Source organism: Marinobacter nauticus ATCC 49840 (assembly GCF_000284615.1).
In the GTDB taxonomy this organism is placed as follows: domain Bacteria; phylum Pseudomonadota; class Gammaproteobacteria; order Pseudomonadales; family Oleiphilaceae; genus Marinobacter; species Marinobacter nauticus.
In genome coordinates this window covers 407,011-425,080 of sequence record NC_017067.1, presented here as the reverse complement: position 1 = coordinate 425,080, position 18,070 = coordinate 407,011, and the positions used below count along the sequence as shown (strand labels likewise).

The following is an 18,070-nucleotide window of genomic DNA, read 5'->3' as shown; positions in this document are numbered from 1 at the left end:
ATGACAGAACCAACACTGACCGTGCGTTTTTTCGCGCGACTGCGAGAAGAGCTGGGTACCGAAAGCCTGACCCTGCCGGCCTCCGAGCACCACACGGTCGCGGACCTGCTTACCTACCTGGCCAGCCGGGGCGGTGCCTGGGCCCAGCTGGCCGGTGGCCAACCGGTGATGGCGGCCATCAATCAGTCCATGGCAAAGCCGTCCAGCCCGGTACAGCCAGGGGACGAGGTAGCCTTCTTCCCACCGGTCACCGGAGGTTAAGATGATTTCAATCCAGACCGACGATTTCGATGCGGGTGCGGAATATGAGGCGCTCCGGTTGACCGGGCCGGGCACCGGGGCCATTGTCACCTTCTCGGGCCTGGTACGGGATTCCGGGGATCTGTCCGGGGTGACGGGGCTGTTTCTGGAGCATTATCCGGGGATGACCGAGCAGGTGATTCAGGGGCTGATTGATGAGGCGGGGCGGCGCTGGGATGTGCAGCGGGCCCGGGTTATTCACCGGGTCGGACGCTTGGCACTGGCTGACCAGATTGTGTTTGTAGGGGTTTGCAGTGCCCACCGGGGCGATGCGTTTGCGGCCTGTGAGTTCATTATGGACGCGTTGAAGACGTCGGCGCCGTTCTGGAAGAAGGAGATTACCCGCGAGGGTGAGCATTGGGTGGAGCAGAAAGAGTCTGATGTTGCCCGGAGTCGGAACTGGGAGTGAGACGCTTATTGGAGTTTGCCGCCCGGCCGCTGGCCTGGTGGGACCTCCGAAAACCGCTGTGAATACGTCCCTGTACGCTTGCTCTCCGCCATCCATGGCTCCGAGCATTTTCGGAGGCCCCACCAGACCAGCACCCTACGTAATCAGTCAGCTGCAAGCACTACAAATCCGTTAACGCTCCAGATCTTTCAAACTGTTCCGGTTTTCGAATACTTCGTCGGTTTCAGGACAATCTACCGCAACCGCCCCCACCGATTCGGCAAATCCCATCACCCGGCGGTTGTCCGACGCCAGCCAGCGGTCCAGCTCCACCATTACATTTACCGGATACACACCGTGCAACGGGTGCAGGCGGCCGTTATGTTCGGCAATAGCCGGGCGGTCGGGTTGGGTTTGCCAGGCGGTGACCAGGGCGCTGAGGGTTCCCGGGGTGATTCCCGGGGTATCACAGGGGCAGACCAGCACAGCTTCGGCGCCCTGAGCTTCCGCGGCTTTCAGGCCCGTGAGCAGGCCCGCCAGAGGGCCCTGGTCGCGTAGTTCAGGAGGATCCTGAAGGATACGGCCGGGAGCCAGGCGTTCGTAGTCCGGCAGCGAGCGGTTGGCGCTGACGAAGACGGCCGGGGTGATGGTCCTAAGGGCCTTCAGCACCCATTCGGCCATGGCTCTGCCTTGCCAGGGTACGAGGCCTTTGTCCTGGCCGCCCATGCGGGTGCCTTTGCCGCCTGCCAGGAGCAGGCCGATGATTCTGTCGGGTCGGGTCATGGCATAAAAAAACCGCCCGTGAAGCGTTGTTCAGGGGCGGTTTCCTTCAACAGCGGATCAGAGGTTGCTGTCGAGGAAGGCGGCCAGCTGCGATTTGGACAGCGCGCCTACTTTGGTGGCATCCACGTTGCCGTTCTTGAACAGCATCAGGGTCGGGATACCACGGATGTTGAACTTGGGCGGGGTCTGTTCGTTTTCGTCGATGTTGAGTTTGCAGACCTTAAGCTTGCCTTCGTATTCGTCAGCGATTTCTTCCAGAACCGGAGCAATCATTTTGCACGGGCCACACCACTCGGCCCAGTAGTCTACCAGTACCGGAACGTCGGACTTCAGTACATCCTGCTCGAAGGAAGCGTCGGTGACATTAACGATATTTCCGCTCATTACCTTTTCCTGATTCAGGCGCTCCGGGGCTTGGATTCCGGCCCTTCGGGAGTCGCTGTTGACTGTAGTGGACGGTGTTCTCTTTACGGACCGGCCGCCCACCCGGATTAAGACAGACTATTACTTTACGCGATTGCCGGCCCTGATGTGAAGCCGGTTGTATCCACCCCCGGGTTGATCCGTGTCAGTAATGTCCGCAGCCAATTACTGACACGGCCGGGAAGTTTCACTTATAGTACGGCCAAGTTCATATCACACAGGACGCCTATCAACGTGACGGCCGCATCCCCTGCCGAGAAGCCTGAAACCTCCCCGGACATGCTGGCAGCCATCGATATGGGCTCCAACAGTTTTCATATGGTCGTCGCCCGTCTGGTGCATGGCGAAATCCGCACAGTTGAGAAGATGGGCGAGAAAGTCCAGCTTGGCGCGGGGCTGGATCAGTATAATCGGCTGACCGAAGAAACCCAGCAGCGGGCCCTCGAATGTCTGAGCCGGTTTGCCCAGCGCCTTCAGGGCATGCCCCGGGAAGCAGTCCAGATCGTCGGCACCAATGCCCTCCGGGTCGCCCGCAATGCTCACGATTTCATTGCCCGTGCCGAGGAAGTGCTGGGCTATCCGGTAGAAATCATCGCCGGGCGTGAGGAAGCGCGGTTAATCTATCTCGGTGTCTCCCATACCCTGTCGGACGATTCCGGTCGGCGGCTGGTGATTGATATTGGCGGCGGCAGCACGGAATTCATCATCGGGCAGCGTTTCGAACCCCAGGAGCTGGAAAGCCTGCACATGGGGTGCGTGTCGTTCCGCAACCGCTACTTTCCCGATGGCAAGATTACCCGGCGCCAGATGGACAAGGCCATTACCCATGCCGAGCAGGAACTGTTGAATATCCGGCAGCACTATCGCTCGGTGGGCTGGCAGAGCGCGGTGGGCTCTTCCGGCTCGATCAAGGCAATTGCCAACGTGCTGGCAACCCTTAAGATTACCGACGGCTCCATTAACCGCGACGGCATGGAAGAGCTGCGCAAGCGCCTGGTGAGCATGGGCAAGGTGGAGAAACTGGCCGAACTGGGGGTAAGGGAAGATCGCCAGAGCATTTTCCCGGCCGGCTTTGCCATTCTGATGGCGGCGTTCCGTTCACTCGACATCCAGACCATGACTTTTGCCGACGGCGCCCTGCGTGAAGGCCTGCTGTACGACATTGTCGGACGCATCCAGCACGAGGACGTTCGTGAACGTACGATTGCGGCGCTGCAGGAGCGTTACCACGTAGACCAGGCTCACGGCGCAGCGGTCGAGAAAACCGCGATTGCCGCTTGGGAACAGGTGGCAGGGCAATGGGGCCTGCGCACCGCCGCCGATGAAGACGTGCTGCGCTGGGCCTGCCGGCTGCACGAGATCGGCCTTACTATTTCCCACAGCCAGTACCACAAGCACGGCGCCTACCTGTTGCGCTATTCCGATTTACCCGGCTTCAGTCAACCGTTCCAGAAGGATCTGGCCACTCTGGTTCGGGGCCATCGCCGGAAGTTCTCGGCGGCAGTTTTCGAGGGTATCGAGCCCGAGGACAAACCCCGCCTGACCTACCTTTGCGTGCTGGTGCGGCTGGCGGTGCTGATCCAACACCCACGCAACCTGGAAGCCCCCCCCGCCTTCACCCTTCACGGCCACGATAACCGCCTGGTAATCGAGTTCCCCGAGGGCTGGCTGGACAACCGCCCGCTGACCCTCGCAGACCTGGAGAACGAACGGGACTACCTGGCACGCCAGGACTTTACCCTGGAGATCTCGGGCCGGTAACACTGGCTGGCCTCAGCCAGCCAGTTCCGCCTCCAGGCTCTCCACCGTTTCGCTCACCTCCAGCCACTCAGCTTCAACGTCTTCCAGCTCTCGCTTCAGTTCGGTCTGCTCCGCCAGCAGTTCCTTGAGTCGAACCTTTTGCTGGTCATCGTAAAGCCCTGGGTCGGCCAGGTTTTGCTCCACCGTGGCGAGCTTTTGCTGCAACTGCTCCATACGGATCTCAAGCGTTCCCTGTTTTTTTCGCCACGGGCTGAGTTTCTGTCGCAGTTCAGCTTCCTGGCGCTTGCGGGCCTTGCGTTCGTCCGCCGTCAGGGTCGCGGGTCCGGCGGTATTAACCGACTTTTCCTGCCCCCCGACCACTTCACGCCGGGGTGGCGATTCCTCATCTTTCCGACGTTCCGCCAGCCAGCGTTCGTAATCCTCCAGGTCGCCCTCGTACTCGCCAACAGCGCCGTCGCATACCAACCAGAATTCATCCACCGTGTTGCGCAGCAAGTGGCGGTCGTGGGATACCACCACGATGGCGCCATCGAAGTTCTGGAGCGCCATGGTCAGGGCCTGTCGCATTTCCAGGTCCAGATGGTTCGTGGGCTCATCCAGCAGCAGCAGATTGGGTTTCTGCCAGGCGATAACGGCAAGCGCAACCCGGGCCTTCTCACCGCCCGAAAACGAGCGAATGGGCGCAAGTGCTTCGTCGCCGTGAAAATCGAAGCCGCCCAGGAAGTCCCGGACTTTCTGCTCCGATGCGGTTGGCGCCAGACGCTGCAGATGCAGGAACGGGCTGGCGTCGAGATCCAGGGACTCCAGCTGATGCTGGGCGAAATAGCCGATGGCCAGATGTTCGCCACAGGTGCGCTCACCACTGAGCAGGGTTCCGGTGCCGCGAAGGGCATCCATAAAGGTGGACTTACCGGCCCCGTTCGGCCCCAGCAAACCAACCCGGGTGCCGGGCAACAGGGTGACATTGATGTTCTTCAGAATGGGCACATCCCCATGGCCCGCGACCCCGTGGCGAATGGACAGCAATGGATTGGAGACCTTGTCCGCGACCGGGAACTCGAAACTGAAGGGTGAGTCCACGTGCGCCGGCGCAATCTTTTCCATCCGTTCCAGTGCCTTGACGCGGCTCTGGGCCTGCCGGGCTTTGGTGGCTTTGGCCTTGAAGCGATCAATAAAGCGCTGGATTTCGGCAATTCTGGCTTGCTGGCGTTCGAAACTGGCCTGCTGCTGGGCCAGTCGCTCGGCGCGCTGACGCTCGAAGGCTGAGTAATTTCCCGTATAAAGCACCAATTGCTTCTGATCGAAATGCACCAGATGAGTAGCCACCCGGTCCATGAAGTCCCTGTCGTGAGAAATAAACAGCAAGGTACCCGGATACTTTCTGAGCCAGTTCTCCAGCCACAGACAAGCATCCAGGTCCAGGTGGTTGGTGGGCTCATCCAGCAACAGGAGATCGGATGGACGCATCAGTGCCTGGGCCAGGTTCAGTCGAATACGCCAGCCACCGGAAAATGCGGAAACCGGGCGCTCGGCATCGCTGTCGGCGAAGCCCAGGCCCCTGAGCAGTGTCTCTGCCCGGCGCGGTGCGGACCAGGCTTCGTGAATATCCAGCTCCCCGTGCAGACGGGCAATGGCATGGTCATCACCACCCGCTTCCGCCTCGGCCAGCGCCCGCTCCATTCGCCGCAACTCGGTGTCGCCATCCAGCACAAAATCCCGGGCGGATCTGGACGAAGCCGCTACTTCCTGAGCCATATGGGCAATCCGGCAGCCACCGGGCAACGCCACGCTACCTTGCTCGGGTGCAAGCTGCCCCAGCAAGAGCTGGAAAAGACTGGATTTGCCGGCACCATTGGCACCAACAATGGCAACGCGCTGCCCCGGTTGCACGGTCAGGTTCACGTTTTCTAGCAACCAGACGCCGCCCCGTTGTAAACTGAGATCGGTTATCGTTAACATAGATTTAATCTATCCATGGATTACTGCCAGGGAAGCGCCAACATGACCGTTCAACAAGCGGAGCCGCTGGAACTTCCAGAACACATGGAGCCAGACAATCCGTTATGGCGTTATGCCCTCGCCCAATGGCAGGATCCGCAGGTGGCTGAGGCCTGTCTTGAGCTGCAATCCGAGGGATGGAGCGTAAGTCGCATCCTCTGTGCCGGCTGGCTCGCCACGCAGGGTCAGTCGTTCTCTGGCGTTGAGGACGCTAAGGTAACAGAGTGGCGAAGCCGTGTAACCGGTTGCCTTCGCTCCGCCCGCAAGTCTGTTCCTCGAGCCAATGATCATGGCGTGGAGCTGCGGGACACTCTGGCCAAGGCAGAGCTGCTGGCCGAACAGCTGGAGCTGGCTCTGATCTGGCAAACGTTGAAAGAATCCGAAGCGGAGCGCGGAAACATGCAGAAATCAGGCACCATCATCGAGCAGAATCTTGTCGCTGCCGCGCCAACCCACGGCATACCCGAGGGGATAAAACCTCATTTTGAACTTCTGGCCAGCCGGCTTGCTGGCCAGACCACCAGAGGCGGCCCATCATGTTCATGAAATGGCTGATCCGGCTTTCATTTCCGGCGCTCGGCCTTCTGCTGCTGCTGATTTTCTTCGGCCTCGGCGATCCCGACCAGGTCTCTGAACCGGTGAAAACCGAGCAGGCGACGACGATTCCCTCCTTTGAGGGGTTGCTGCCGTCGCCGATTCCCACTGAAGGCCCGGATATCGTTTTCAAGTGGCAGGACACCGATGGCAACTGGCACTATGCCGATCAGCCACCGGCCCAAGGCCCCTGGAATGCCCTGGCCATTGAACGTCCAGACCCCGTGCCCCGGAAGCCGCAGATCATCAGCCCGGAAGATGACTGGCAGTCCCCCTACCAGGCCCCCTATTCGCTTAATGGCTCACCCGCCAGCGGCTCCTGACACGGGTTGGTCATTGCCGCGAAATGAGTCTCTGATTAACACATGTTCAGTGGCATCCTGCTGCTGAACCCGTTACCTTGTTGACTTTCAGAATCCAGGGCCAGAGAGCCCAGAAACACGTGGAAAGGATGAAATGATGAAGAAAACGCTTTTGGCTATCGCCGTTACCGGCCTGATTGCCGGTTGCTCAACAGCCCAGGAGCCGGCAAACGACCCGGCCCTTGAAACCACCCCCGAGAAAGTCAGCTATGGCATGGGATTGGTGCTGGGTGAGCGCATGAGCAATGACTTGCCGGATCTCCAGATGGACCAGTTCCTTCAGGGCATCCAGCATGGCCATGCCGGTGACGAAGACAGCAAGCGACTGACCCGCGAGCAGATCCAGGAAGCGCTGATGGCCTACCAGCAGGAGCTCCAGCAAAAGCAGGAGCAACAACTGGAAGAACTCGCGCAGAAGAACAAGGACGCCGGCGAGGCTTTCCTGGCAGAAAACGCCGAGCGTGAAGGCGTTGAGACCACAGAATCCGGTCTCCAGTACGAAGTGATTGAAGAAGGTAACGGTGAGCGCCCAACCGCCGAGGATCAGGTGGAAGTCCACTACACCGGCGAACTGATCAACGGTGAGGTATTCGACAGCTCCCGTGAGCGCGGGCAAACCGTGACCTTTGGCCTGAACCAGGTGATTCCTGGCTGGACAGAAGGCCTGCAGCTGATGAGCGAAGGTGCTCGTTACAAGCTTTATATCCCGTCTGACCTGGCCTACGGCCCGGGCGGCAACCAGGCTATTGGCCCCAACGAGACCCTGGTATTTGATGTCGAGCTGATCGCCGTGAATCCGGGGCAGGACGACGCTGGTTCAGACGAATAAGCTCTGGCCAGCACTCCGGCAGGCAATAAAAACCGGCGCCATTTCTGGGGCCGGTTTTTTATTGCGGGTAATGCGGTTCCGGGTAGAGGCAATCAGGCCGAAGCCACCTTGCCCGCATGGGCGTTATGCAGATTCTCAATCAGGAAATCTTCCATCTCAAAGCGCGACTCCAGCACTTCTCCAAGCCGTGACAGCTCGTTGAACAATTCCCTGACGTCGACCTCGGACAGCTCCCGGCCATCCAGACGATCATTAAAGTTCAATGCCACTTCCGTGGTTTGCTCGATCCGGGGATAGAGCTTTGCTGCCAGTTCGAGGCCGCCGTCGTTGAACTCACGGGCCTCCTGAATCAGCTGTTCGTAGACTTCAAAGTGACCGGCCGAAACATAATCCACCAGCACTTCGCACAGGCGGACAAATTTTTCGCGGAGGGCATCAGTCTGGGAAAAATCGCTTTCTCCAGACAACTCGCAATACTGAACCAGAAGCTCCTGGCGCTCTTTCAGCCAGCGATCAATCAGCTCGCTGACACCACCCCAACGTTCCCTGGCATTCCGGCAATTCTCCAACATGACGCCTGTCTCCCCTCGGTCAATCCGCCAGCTCTCTGGATCTAGTCTTGATAATTATTATGTTGGATTCAAGTTACCCCATGGTCATGGTCAGCCGCAACTGTTTCAGCTCTGCAACCAGTCCCGGGGTGAATAGCGACGCAGCATCACAAACAGCCCCAGCACAATCAGCAGGCTGAAAAAGACCGCGGTCCATCCGGGGATACTCAGACCGAGAAAACGCCAGACCACTTCGGCGCAATCACCAGTCCCTTTCAATGCGGTTTGCAGCACTTCAAACCAGGGTAGTACCTCGAGCATGTAATCAACCGAAGGACCACAGGCAGGCACCTGGTCCGCCGGCAGACTCTGCAACCATAGCTGACGCCCCGCCACCACCAGACCAGCGCCAGCGGCAACAACAAGCAACAGCCCGTAGACCCGGTTGCCGAACCCGCGGGGTCCGTGCAGAAACGCCAACAGACTCACCAGCCCCGCACCCATAAACCCGAAACGCTGCAACCAGCACAACGGGCAGGGCTCCAGGCCCATCACGTGCTCCATATAAAAGGCCACCGCCAGCAACCCGGCGCACACCAGAAATACCAACCCGAATATCCATCTGCTTGTCAAAACGCTACCCCGGAATCATGATGTGGACTGCACAAGCTTCCATGGCCTGATATTCTCAGAGAGAAACCAGCGTGCCATGAAATACTGAACCAATCCTAACCCATGACTAACGCCAAGCCTATGACCATTCTCAGAAAACTGATGCCGGCCCTGTTACTGACCCTGTGCGCACTGATGCCCTCCCTGCCCGCCATGGCCGAGGAAGCTGATGAAGAAACCGAAGTGAAGGGGGTTACCGACTATATCGCCATGGAACCGGCGTTCGTCACCCATGTCGGCAAACCAGATGCGAAAGTGGCCTATCTCAAAGCCTCGGTAACCATCCGGGCCTCCCGCGAAACCACCCGGCCGGCGGTAGAAGCGCACATGCCCAGGTTACGGCACGAACTGGTGATGCTGTTTGGTGAGCAGACGGATCTTGACCAATTGTCTTCCATGGACGGCCAGCAGGCGCTGCGGGAAGAAGCAACCAAACGGATAAACGGAGTGCTGGAGGAGCAGCAAACCGGTGAGACCATTACCGGAGTGCTGTTTACCGAGTTTGTGGTTCAGCGCTAGTTGCCGCATCCACCGGGCGGTGGCGCGGGATCAGGCGATGCGTGAGAACAGATCGTCATCCTGTTGCGGGCGCTGTTTCCGGGCCTGACCGGCATCATCCCAACCGGCTTCCCAGGCGGCAATAATGACCTCACCACGGTATGGACAGCGGGTTTTGTCCATGCCCATCTCTCCGGCCATGTATCCCTGCCGGTAGGCCTTATTCAATGCTTCTACATCCCAGCCGAGCTTGATATCCGTTGCCATGGGCCACCTCCTTACCTGATGTAATAGAAAGTAACAGCAGGTAACAGATCCAGCAAACCGGACAGCCGGTTCTGTGCGTCACGTCCCTTTCCGGACGTGACGCAAGCGGCGTCAGGATTTCAGGTAGGCCTCCAGAAACTCCGGAAATGGCTGACTGTCCGCAGCTTCCTGCTCTTTCTGCTCGACCAGGGACTGCGCACTCATGGCACGGAAGTCCGCCAGCACCTCCGGTGCCAGTGGCTCCGAATTCAGGGTTTGCTGGTGTTCACGGGATATCGCCTGCACCCAGTCGCGATGGCCCAGGCCTGACTGCCCCATGGCCTCAAGCACTCGAGCGGAAGGCACCGCCCAATCATTGCCCTCGAGTTTCGACCGTTGAGCCGCCAGCGCCGACCTGTAGGTATCGCTATGATTCCAGCCATCCAGCAGCTCTGCCAGGGGCTGCAAGCGCTCCAGCCATTCAACGGCGGCCTCGCCCACAGGCACACGCTGTCCACCCCGGCACAGACTGAGTGAATGCAGGCGACCGCCGGCGACGACGTCCTTGTAATTGTCATCAAGCCGTTCGCACTCATCGTCTTCAATACGGGGAGAATCGGTGAGCAGGCAATCCAGCAGGAACAGGTCGAGGAAATCGATCTGCTCGCGGTTCACGCCCACCGGCGAGAACGGATCCAGGTCCAGACAACGCACCTCAATGTATTCCACACCCCGGGCATCCAGAGCCTGGATCGGCTTTTCACCCCGCTCGGTGGTGCGCTTGGGACGTACCGCGCTGTAGTACTCGTTCTCAATCTGAAGCACATTGGTATTGATCTGGACAAACTCGCCATTGCGCCGGGTGCCAATGGCTTCATACGCTGGCCAGTTGGTGTGGATGGCGCGATCCAGTGTCCGGGTATAAGTGCTCAGCTCATTGAAGCAGATATTCAGCGAGGCCTGGGCATTGTTGTGGTAACCCAGATCCCCCATGCGCAAAGACGTGGCGTGCTGGCCAAACCAGGTGCGATCATCGAACCGTGCCAGGTCGTGCCGGACGCCGGCCACAAAACTGGCATCCAGTGCCGGCGAGGCGCCAAACAGCAGCATCAGCAACCAGCTGCGGCGGCGGAAATTCCGGATCAGCCAGAAGTACTGGTCTGATTTGAAATCCCTGAGGCTATCCTTGTTGCCCACCAGTTCCTGCCATTTGCGCCAGAAACTGTCCGGCAGGGAAAGATTGTAATGGGCGCCGGCAATACTCTGCATAATCCGGCCATAACGCACCGCCAGACCCTGACGATACACATGCTTGAGCCGGCCAGTGTTGGAGCTGCCGTACTCGGCAATGGGAATGCTGGCATCGCCGTCAATCTCGCAGGGCATGCTCGCGGCCCAGAACACTTCGTTATCCAGGTTCTGCTGGACGAACCGATGTATATCCCGCAACGAGGCCAGCATAGCTTCAGTATTGTCGAAGACCGGCGTGATCAGTTCCAGCAGGGCTTCCGAGTAGTCGGTCGTGATACGGGGGTGGGTCAGTGCGGAGCCCAGGGCTTCCGGATGTGGTGTCTGGGCAATGAAGCCATTGGCATCGACGCGCAGGCCTTCCTTTTCGAGCCCTTTGAGGAAACCGTCCCAGTCACTGGCGGCAAACTGTTGGAACAGGGAGTGGCGGGATTGTGCCATGTTGAGCTCCTGTTGCAGCCGTTACGCCCTTGTGAGACGTAACGGCTGTGAATCAGTGGAAGGGGTTAACGGCCGTTCTTACGGGCAGAGGCCATAGCCTGAGCCAGAGCGCCAGCCATGGCACCTTGAGGTGCGCCCTGGCCGGCCTGAGGTTTGCGCCCTGCACTGCGGCCAGAGTTCCGGTCTGCGCCCCGGACTGGCTTGTTGTCCGCCCCCGGCTGGTCATCCATACGCATGGACAGGCCAATCCGCTTACGGGGAATGTCCACTTCCATCACTTTGACCTTGACGATGTCACCGGCCTTGACCACTTCTCTCGGATCTTTCACGAAAGTATGGGACAAGGCCGAGATGTGCACCAGGCCATCCTGGTGAACGCCGATATCCACAAAGGCACCGAAGTTGGTGACGTTGGTTACCGAGCCCTCCAGCACCATACCGGGTTTGAGGTCGTTGAGAGTTTCCACCCCTTCCTCGAAATGGGCAAAGCGGAATTCCGGTCGCGGGTCCCGGCCCGGTTTTTCCAGCTCGGAGATAATGTCCTTGATGGTGGGCAGGCCGAACTGCTCGGTTACGTAGTCCTGTGGGTTAAGACTGCGCAGGAACGCGGAATCGCCAAGGATATCCTCCACCTTCTTGCCATTACGCTCAGCAATTGCCTCAACCACACCGTAGGCTTCCGGATGCACGGATGACCGGTCCAGAGGGTTTTCGCCCCCGGCGATACGCAGGAAGCCCGCAGCCTGTTCAAAGGTGCGATCACCCAATCGAGACACCTTCAGCAGCTGTTTGCGACTGCTGAACTTGCCGTTCTGGTTCCTGAAATCCACGATGTTCTGGGCAATGCTCGGATTCAGGCCAGACACCCGGGTAAGCAACGGTACCGACGCGGTATTCAGATCCACGCCCACGCCGTTTACACAGTCCTCAACGACCGCATCCAGGCTACGGGACAGCTGTACCTGGGACACATCGTGCTGGTACTGCCCCACGCCGATAGACTTGGGCTCGATTTTCACCAGCTCGGCCAGCGGATCCTGCAAACGGCGGGCAATGGACACTGCACCACGGATGGTGACATCCAGATCCGGCAGTTCCCGGGAGGCAAATTCCGAGGCGGAATAAATTGATGCCCCGGACTCATTCACCACAATGCGGGCCAGCTTCAGTTCGGGGTAACGCTTGCAGAGGTCGCCCACCAGTTTCTCGGTTTCCCGGGAGGCGGTGCCGTTGCCGATGGCCACCAGTTCAATTTTGTACTTCTGACACCAGGCTGCCATCTGGGCAATGGACTGATCCCATTTGTTCTGGGGCGCGTGGGGAAAAATGGCGCCGTGATCCACCACCTGGCCGGTACCGTCGATTACCGCCACCTTGACCCCGGTACGCAGACCGGGATCGAGCCCCAGCGTCGGCCGCGGACCTGCCGGAGCGAGCAGGAGCAGATCTTTCAGGTTGGCAGCAAAAACGTTGATGGCTTCGGTTTCAGCCGCTTCACGCACCTGGGCGATCAGATCGGTTTCAATCTGTGTCGACAACTTCACGCGCCAGGTCCAGCGCACCACATCCGACAACCATTTGTCGGCGGCCCGGCCATTATCCCGAATGCGCCAGTGCGCTGCGATTCGCTGCTCGGCGGGATGGGGTTGACGGCGATCCTCCTCAGCATCGCCCATAACAATCGAATAGGCCAGAATGCCCTCGTTGCGGCCCCGAAGAATGGCCAGCGCCCGGTGCGACGGCACCTTTCTCAGCGGTTCAACGTGGTCGAAGTAATCCCGGAACTTGGCGCCTTCGTTTTCCTTGCCTTCCACCACAGTGACTTTCAGCTGGCCTTCCTGCCAGACGAAATCCCGCAGGGCGCCAAGCAGCTCGGCATCTTCGGCAAAACGCTCCATCAGAATGTAGCGGGCACCGTCCAGAGCGGCTTTGACATCCTCAACGCCGGCTTCCGGATTGAGGTAACCGGCAGCGACGGTTTCCGGATCCTGGGTGGGATCGTCGTAGAGGGTATCGGCCAGCGGCTCCAGGCCTGCTTCCCGGGCAATCTGCGCCTTGGTGCGGCGCTTGGGCTTGTAGGGCAGGTAAAGGTCTTCCAGGCGGTTCTTGGTGTCGGCAGCTTCAATGGAGGCCCGCAGCTCGTCGGTCAGCTTACCCTGTTCCTCAATGCTGTTGAGGATGGTGCCCCGGCGGTCTTCCAGCTCACGCAGATAGCGCAACCGTTCTTCCAGAGTCCGCAGTTGGCTGTCGTCCAGGGAACCCGTTACTTCTTTTCGGTAGCGAGCAATAAAGGGAACGGTAGCGCCTTCATCAAGAAGGGTAACGGTGGCATTAACCTGCTGTTCACGTACGCCGAGCTCTTCGGCAATGCGCCGGGAAATACTGTTCATGCTGCCTCGATCTGGTATCGCATTCGGAATTAATGCGCAAAGGTACAGCGGCTTACTTCTGCAGGCAAGCGGACTGGTTCTGGCGGTTCATGAATTGCACCAGATCGTTCCAGGGCATCGGGCGGGCGTAATAGTAGCCCTGGATTTCGTCGCAGTGTTGCTGGCGCAGGAATTCCAGCTGGCCTTCGGTTTCCACCCCCTCGGCCACCACGCTGATCTGCAGGCTGTGAGCCAGACTGATAATGGCACGGATAATATGCTCGGCATCGGCAGACTGGCCCAGTTCCTGGACGAAGGACTTGTCGATCTTCACCAGCGAGATCGGCAGGTGCTGCAGATTGCTCAGGGAGGAAAAGCCGGTACCGAAATCGTCCAGCGCAAAACTGATGCCCAACTGATTGAGCTCCCGCAGGCAGCGCTGGGCGTATTCCGGGTCGTGCATCATGGCGCTTTCGGTCAGCTCCAGTTCCAGCAGGCTGGTATCGACGTTGGCATTGAAGATGATACGAAAGATGGTTTCGGTCATCTTGCGATCGTGGAACTGCCGGAACGACAGGTTGACCGCAAACACCAGTCCGGGAAAGCCCAGCTCGGTGGATTCCTGCAAGCGCTTGCAGGCCTGCTCGATAACCCAGTAGCCGATGGGCACAATCAGACCACTGCGCTCGGCCACCGGGATAAACTCATCGGGACCCACCAGGCCGCGCTCCGGGTGATTCCAGCGCAACAGGCACTCGACCCCTCGCACCTCCTCGGTCGCGAGGTCAATCCGTGGCTGATAATACAGCTCCAGTTCCTTGCCCCGCAGGGCATTGCGAAGGTCGGCTTCGAGCCGGAGCTGATAGCCTGCGGAAATGTGCAGCTGCCGGTCGTAAAACCGGTAACTGGTACCCGGATCGCGTTTGGCTTCGAACATCGCACGGTTAGCCCGCCGGAGCAGTTCTTCCGGGCTGTCACCGGCCTCCGGATAGGTGGCCACGCCCAGGCTGGCGCTGACCACCACATTCTGGCCATCCACCATCACCGGCTCATCCAGCGCCGAAACCACCTTGCGAATGATCTGGGTGATATCCAGCGAGTCTTCCACCTTCTCGACAATGATGGCCAGTTCGTCACCACCGATGCGCATCAACGAGTCCACCCGTCGCAACGTTTGCCGGAGCCGCTCCGCCAGCCGAAGCATGAGCTGATCACTCTTCTGGTAACCAAAGGATTCGTTGATGTTACGGAAATCATCGATATTCAGGTGCAACAGAGCCAGGCGATGATTCGCCCGCTCGGCCCTCAGCACCGCCTGCTGTAGCCGATCGAAGAACAGGTCCCGATTGATGAAGCCGGTGGCCACTTCACGGCCAAGCTGGCCATTTGTCGACTGCGTGAGCTGGGAGCGGTACCACAGGCATTTGATGGAGCGTCGGAAATTCCAGGGATCTAACTCACGGCGGCTCAGATAGTCCGATGCACCGTTTTCAACCAGGTACCGGGCTTTTTCTCCGCAGGATTCGGCGCTCATGGCCAGAATGGGCTTGTCCTCACTGGATACCGACAGGTATTGCAGAAACGACGCTTCCGAGCCGCCATGGAACACGCAGTCCCACACGATCACATCAAAGCTGGCGTTGGAAATCAGATCATCACAGTCCACCAGATCCGGACACCAGGTGGCGTCGCTGCAGATTTCGGAATCATCCGCGAGCATGGCGCTGAACCAGAGATAGTCGGCGTATTCCGGTGTCAGCACCAGAAGGCGCAAACAATCAGGCCTGGTGTCGGTGGGCAGTGTCATCTGGCGAGATCCATATGTCGGTACAGAACAGCGTAGTCCATTACATAAAGAATAGCTGATAGATCGGCAAGGTACAGCATGCCGGCCTGGTGTAGAATAGCCAGACGCTAAAAATCCATGCCCCGTTCCCCTTTGGCATCAACACTGTGAACAAGCTCAATCCCAGACAACATGAAGCGGTACGCTACGCTGACGGCCCCCTGCTGGTGCTGGCCGGTGCCGGTAGCGGCAAAACCAGCGTGATTACCCGCAAGATTGCCTATCTGATTGAGGAACTGGGCATTCCGGGGCGCCACATTGCCGCCGTCACCTTTACCAACAAAGCCGCCCGGGAGATGAAAGAGCGTGTGGGCCGCATTGTTGACCGGGGCAAAACCCGGGGCCTGATCGTATCAACATTTCACAATCTTGGCCTGAACATGATCCGGGAGGAGCACACCCACCTGGGCTACCACCCAGGCTTCTCCATTTTCGACGCCGAAGATGCCAAGGCGCTGCTGCAGGATCTGATGATGCGCGAAGCCAGCGCCGAGGCCGGCGACGAGCTGAACGATGTGCAGATGACCATCTCGTCCTGGAAGAACGCCATGCGCAGCCCTGCGGAGGCCTACAGCAAAGCGGCAGACGAGCGTGAGCAGCGCATTGCCATCGTTTACAAGCACTACAACGAATACCTGAAAGCCTACAACGCGGTGGATTTCGACGACCTGATTCTGCTGCCGGTGCAGCTGTTCCGGGACAACCCGGAAGTGCTTGCCAAGTGGCGCCGGAAAATCCGCTACATGCTGGTGGATGAGTACCAGGACACCAACGTGTGCCAGTACGAGCTCGTAAAACAGCTGGTGGCCGAGCGGGCGGCGTTTACCGTGGTGGGCGATGACGACCAGTCCATCTACGCCTGGCGCGGCGCCCGGCCGGAGAACCTGGCCCAGTTGAAAGATGATTTCCCGAGCCTGAAGATCGTCAAACTGGAGCAGAACTACCGCTCCACCAGCCGGATCCTGCGCTGCGCCAACACGGTGATCGCCAACAACCCCCACGTGTTCGAGAAGGCGCTGTGGAGTGACCACACCATTGGCGAGGAAATCCGCATCATCCGCTGCCGCAACGAAGATGCCGAAACCGAGCGGGTGGCCACCGAGATCCTCGATCAGAAGCTGAAAAACGGCCTCGACTTCAGGGATTTCGCAGTCCTTTACCGGGGCAACCATCAGGCACGGCTGCTGGAAATGAAACTGCAGGCCTACCAGATTCCCTACCGCATCTCCGGCGGCCAGTCGTTTTTCTCCAAGAACGAGATCAAGGATGCGATGTCGTACCTGCGGCTGATGATCAACCCGGACGACGATGCGGCCTTCCTGCGGGTGGTGAACGTGCCGCGCCGGGAGATTGGCCCGCGCACCCTGGAACAGCTCAGTCACTACGCCCGGTCGCGCAATGTCAGCCTGTTCAAGGCCCTGGGGGATATGGGGGCGGAAACCCACGTCACCGAGAAAGGCCTGGACCGACTGAGACGGTTCGCCCACTGGGTCGACAAAACCTGCGAGCGCCTGTTCTCGGAAGACCCGATCCCGGTCATCAAACAGTTATTCACAGACATCGAGTACGAAGAGTGGCTGCACCAGCATTCCGGTAGCCCGAAACAGGCCGAACGCCGGATGGAGAACATCTGGTACCTGGTGGAGTCGATCCAGCGCATGCTGGACGACGGCAAGGGCACCGCCGACGAAATCGGCATTGAGGACGCCATCGCCAAGCTGGTACTGCGGGACATGATGGAGCAGCGGGAAGAGGAAGACGACAGCGACAAGGTTCAGTTGCTGACTCTGCACGCTTCCAAGGGGCTGGAGTTTCCCCATGTGTTCATTATGGGCCTGGAGGAAGAGATTCTGCCGCACCGCAGCAGCATCGAGGAAGGCAACATTGAGGAAGAGCGCCGCCTGATGTACGTGGGCATTACCCGGGCCAGGGAAACCCTGGCGCTGACTTACGCGGCCTCCCGAAAACAGTACGGGGAAAAACTGGAGACCATTCCCAGCCGCTTTCTGGATGAGTTGCCGGAAGAGGATGTGAAATGGGAGGGACTGGGCGACCAGGACAAAGAAGCGAACCAGAAAAAGGGCAAGGCGACTCTCAGCGCCCTGATTGGCGATCTGGGCCTGTAGAAACAACAAACCCCGCTCGGGGCGGGGTTTGTCCGGTCGTTACAGATTGCTTACTTGCTCTGCTCAACCATATGCTCAACGGCAGCGGTGATTTCCTCATCCGGGCAGTTGGCACAGCCACCTTTGGCCGGCATGGCGTTGAAGCCATTGATGGCGTGATCAATCAGGGTATCGATACCCTTCTCAATGCGCGGAGCCCAGGCAGCGGCATCGCCAATGACCGGAGCGCCGGCTGCGCCGGTGGTATGACACGCCATGCACACGGCGTCGTAGACTTCGCTGCCAGAACGCGGGCCGGAGCTGGCTGTTTCAGCAGGTGCAGCAGCCTCGCCACACTCTTCACCCTGCAGACACACTTCACCCACCGGCTTGATGCGCTCGCGGATTTCGTCTTCAACACTTGCCACTGCGGCGCCGGCAGCCAGGCCAAAACCAAGCAGAACAACAGCCAGGACTCTCTTCATCTTCACAATGCACCTCGCATTTGAGCGTTATAATCTTTCGGTCGCCGCATTATAGCGATTGAGCCCCCGCAAAAAAACCAGAGAGCAAAATCAGAATTTGATTTCAACCATTTTAATGACAGTTTCGTAGATTGTAGCTCCTTTGCCATGGATTCCGGTTACCATAGCGTT

The 18,070-nt window shown here is 59.1% G+C and carries 18 protein-coding genes; 8 read left to right on the top strand and 10 right to left on the bottom strand.

Annotation, left to right across the window (positions count from 1 at the left end; genetic code table 11):
- Entirely contained in the window at nt 1-261 is a 261-nt protein-coding gene (moaD, locus tag MARHY_RS01885) for a molybdopterin converting factor subunit 1 (protein ID WP_041654501.1), read from the top strand.
- Between the two features lies 1 nt (nt 262).
- Nucleotides 263-709 carry a molybdenum cofactor biosynthesis protein MoaE gene (locus MARHY_RS01880; RefSeq protein ID WP_014420342.1) on the top strand — a complete coding sequence of 149 codons (447 nt, stop codon included), beginning with the start codon at nt 263-265 and terminating at the stop codon, nt 707-709.
- Nucleotides 710-880: 171 nt separating this feature from the next.
- On the opposite strand, the gene mobA is transcribed toward MARHY_RS01880, so the two are convergent.
- Both mobA and trxA read right to left on the bottom strand, forming a co-directional pair.
- Entirely contained in the window at nt 881-1,471 is a 591-nt protein-coding gene (gene mobA, locus MARHY_RS01875) for a molybdenum cofactor guanylyltransferase MobA (RefSeq protein WP_014420341.1), read from the bottom strand.
- Nucleotides 1,472-1,528: 57 nt separating this feature from the next.
- Nucleotides 1,529-1,855 (bottom strand): thioredoxin TrxA, encoded by a 327-nt coding sequence (trxA, locus tag MARHY_RS01870; protein ID WP_014420340.1) that lies wholly within the window; start codon nt 1,853-1,855, stop codon nt 1,529-1,531.
- Between the two features lie 318 nt (nt 1,856-2,173).
- On the opposite strand from trxA, the gene ppx reads away from it, so the two are divergent.
- On the top strand, nt 2,174-3,655 hold the full coding sequence (gene ppx, locus MARHY_RS01865) for an exopolyphosphatase (protein ID WP_050999038.1): 1,482 nt from the start codon (nt 2,174-2,176) through the stop codon (nt 3,653-3,655).
- Between the two features lie 12 nt (nt 3,656-3,667).
- Here the strand turns inward: ppx and MARHY_RS01860 are convergent, their stop codons facing one another.
- On the bottom strand, nt 3,668-5,614 hold the full coding sequence (locus MARHY_RS01860; RefSeq protein WP_014420338.1) for an ATP-binding cassette domain-containing protein: 1,947 nt from the start codon (nt 5,612-5,614) through the stop codon (nt 3,668-3,670).
- Nucleotides 5,615-5,656: 42 nt separating this feature from the next.
- Here MARHY_RS01860 and MARHY_RS01855 point away from each other — a divergent pair, with 42 nt between their 5' ends.
- The 3 genes from MARHY_RS01855 (at nt 5,657) to bamJ (ending at nt 7,438) form a co-directional block, all read left to right on the top strand.
- Complete coding sequence (locus MARHY_RS01855; protein WP_041654499.1) at nt 5,657-6,199, top strand: DUF2390 domain-containing protein; 543 nt, start codon at nt 5,657-5,659, stop codon at nt 6,197-6,199.
- Nucleotides 6,190-6,570, top strand: a complete 381-nt coding sequence (locus MARHY_RS01850) for a DUF4124 domain-containing protein (RefSeq protein WP_014420336.1) — start codon at nt 6,190-6,192, stop codon at nt 6,568-6,570. The genes MARHY_RS01855 and MARHY_RS01850 overlap by 10 nt, the downstream gene beginning before the upstream one ends.
- A gap of 136 nt (nt 6,571-6,706) precedes the next feature.
- Nucleotides 6,707-7,438, top strand: coding sequence for a BamJ family beta-barrel-assembly machinery protein (gene bamJ, locus MARHY_RS01845; protein WP_022992112.1), 732 nt, complete (start codon nt 6,707-6,709; stop codon nt 7,436-7,438).
- A gap of 92 nt (nt 7,439-7,530) precedes the next feature.
- Here bamJ and MARHY_RS01840 read toward each other — a convergent pair whose 3' ends face one another.
- Together MARHY_RS01840 and MARHY_RS01835 are read right to left on the bottom strand one after the other, a co-directional pair.
- Nucleotides 7,531-8,010: an Rsd/AlgQ family anti-sigma factor gene (locus MARHY_RS01840; RefSeq protein ID WP_014420335.1), complete on the bottom strand. Its 480-nt coding sequence runs from the start codon at nt 8,008-8,010 to the stop codon at nt 7,531-7,533.
- Nucleotides 8,011-8,115: 105 nt separating this feature from the next.
- Nucleotides 8,116-8,622 carry a disulfide bond formation protein B gene (locus MARHY_RS01835; RefSeq protein WP_041654498.1) on the bottom strand — a complete coding sequence of 169 codons (507 nt, stop codon included), beginning with the start codon at nt 8,620-8,622 and terminating at the stop codon, nt 8,116-8,118.
- Between the two features lie 102 nt (nt 8,623-8,724).
- Between MARHY_RS01835 and MARHY_RS01830 the strand changes: the two genes are divergently transcribed.
- Nucleotides 8,725-9,180 carry a flagellar basal body-associated FliL family protein gene (locus tag MARHY_RS01830; RefSeq protein WP_014420332.1) on the top strand — a complete coding sequence of 152 codons (456 nt, stop codon included), beginning with the start codon at nt 8,725-8,727 and terminating at the stop codon, nt 9,178-9,180.
- A gap of 30 nt (nt 9,181-9,210) precedes the next feature.
- Here the strand turns inward: MARHY_RS01830 and rmf are convergent, their stop codons facing one another.
- From rmf to MARHY_RS01810, 4 genes are all read right to left on the bottom strand, one after another.
- Nucleotides 9,211-9,426 carry a ribosome modulation factor gene (gene rmf / locus MARHY_RS01825; RefSeq protein ID WP_011784011.1) on the bottom strand — a complete coding sequence of 72 codons (216 nt, stop codon included), beginning with the start codon at nt 9,424-9,426 and terminating at the stop codon, nt 9,211-9,213.
- A 111-nt stretch (nt 9,427-9,537) separates the two neighbouring features.
- Nucleotides 9,538-11,094 (bottom strand): glutamate--cysteine ligase, encoded by a 1,557-nt coding sequence (gene gshA, locus MARHY_RS01820; protein ID WP_014420331.1) that lies wholly within the window; start codon nt 11,092-11,094, stop codon nt 9,538-9,540.
- Nucleotides 11,095-11,159: 65 nt separating this feature from the next.
- On the bottom strand, nt 11,160-13,484 hold the full coding sequence (locus tag MARHY_RS01815) for a Tex family protein (protein ID WP_014420330.1): 2,325 nt from the start codon (nt 13,482-13,484) through the stop codon (nt 11,160-11,162).
- 52 nt (nt 13,485-13,536) lie between these two features.
- Nucleotides 13,537-15,270: a GGDEF/EAL domain-containing response regulator gene (locus MARHY_RS01810; protein ID WP_014420329.1), complete on the bottom strand. Its 1,734-nt coding sequence runs from the start codon at nt 15,268-15,270 to the stop codon at nt 13,537-13,539.
- Nucleotides 15,271-15,416: 146 nt separating this feature from the next.
- Here MARHY_RS01810 and rep point away from each other — a divergent pair, with 146 nt between their 5' ends.
- Nucleotides 15,417-17,435 carry a DNA helicase Rep gene (rep, locus tag MARHY_RS01805; RefSeq protein WP_011784007.1) on the top strand — a complete coding sequence of 673 codons (2,019 nt, stop codon included), beginning with the start codon at nt 15,417-15,419 and terminating at the stop codon, nt 17,433-17,435.
- Between the two features lie 50 nt (nt 17,436-17,485).
- Here the strand turns inward: rep and MARHY_RS01800 are convergent, their stop codons facing one another.
- On the bottom strand, nt 17,486-17,899 hold the full coding sequence (locus MARHY_RS01800) for a c-type cytochrome (RefSeq protein ID WP_041654495.1): 414 nt from the start codon (nt 17,897-17,899) through the stop codon (nt 17,486-17,488).
- Between the last annotated feature and the right edge of the window lie 171 nt (nt 17,900-18,070).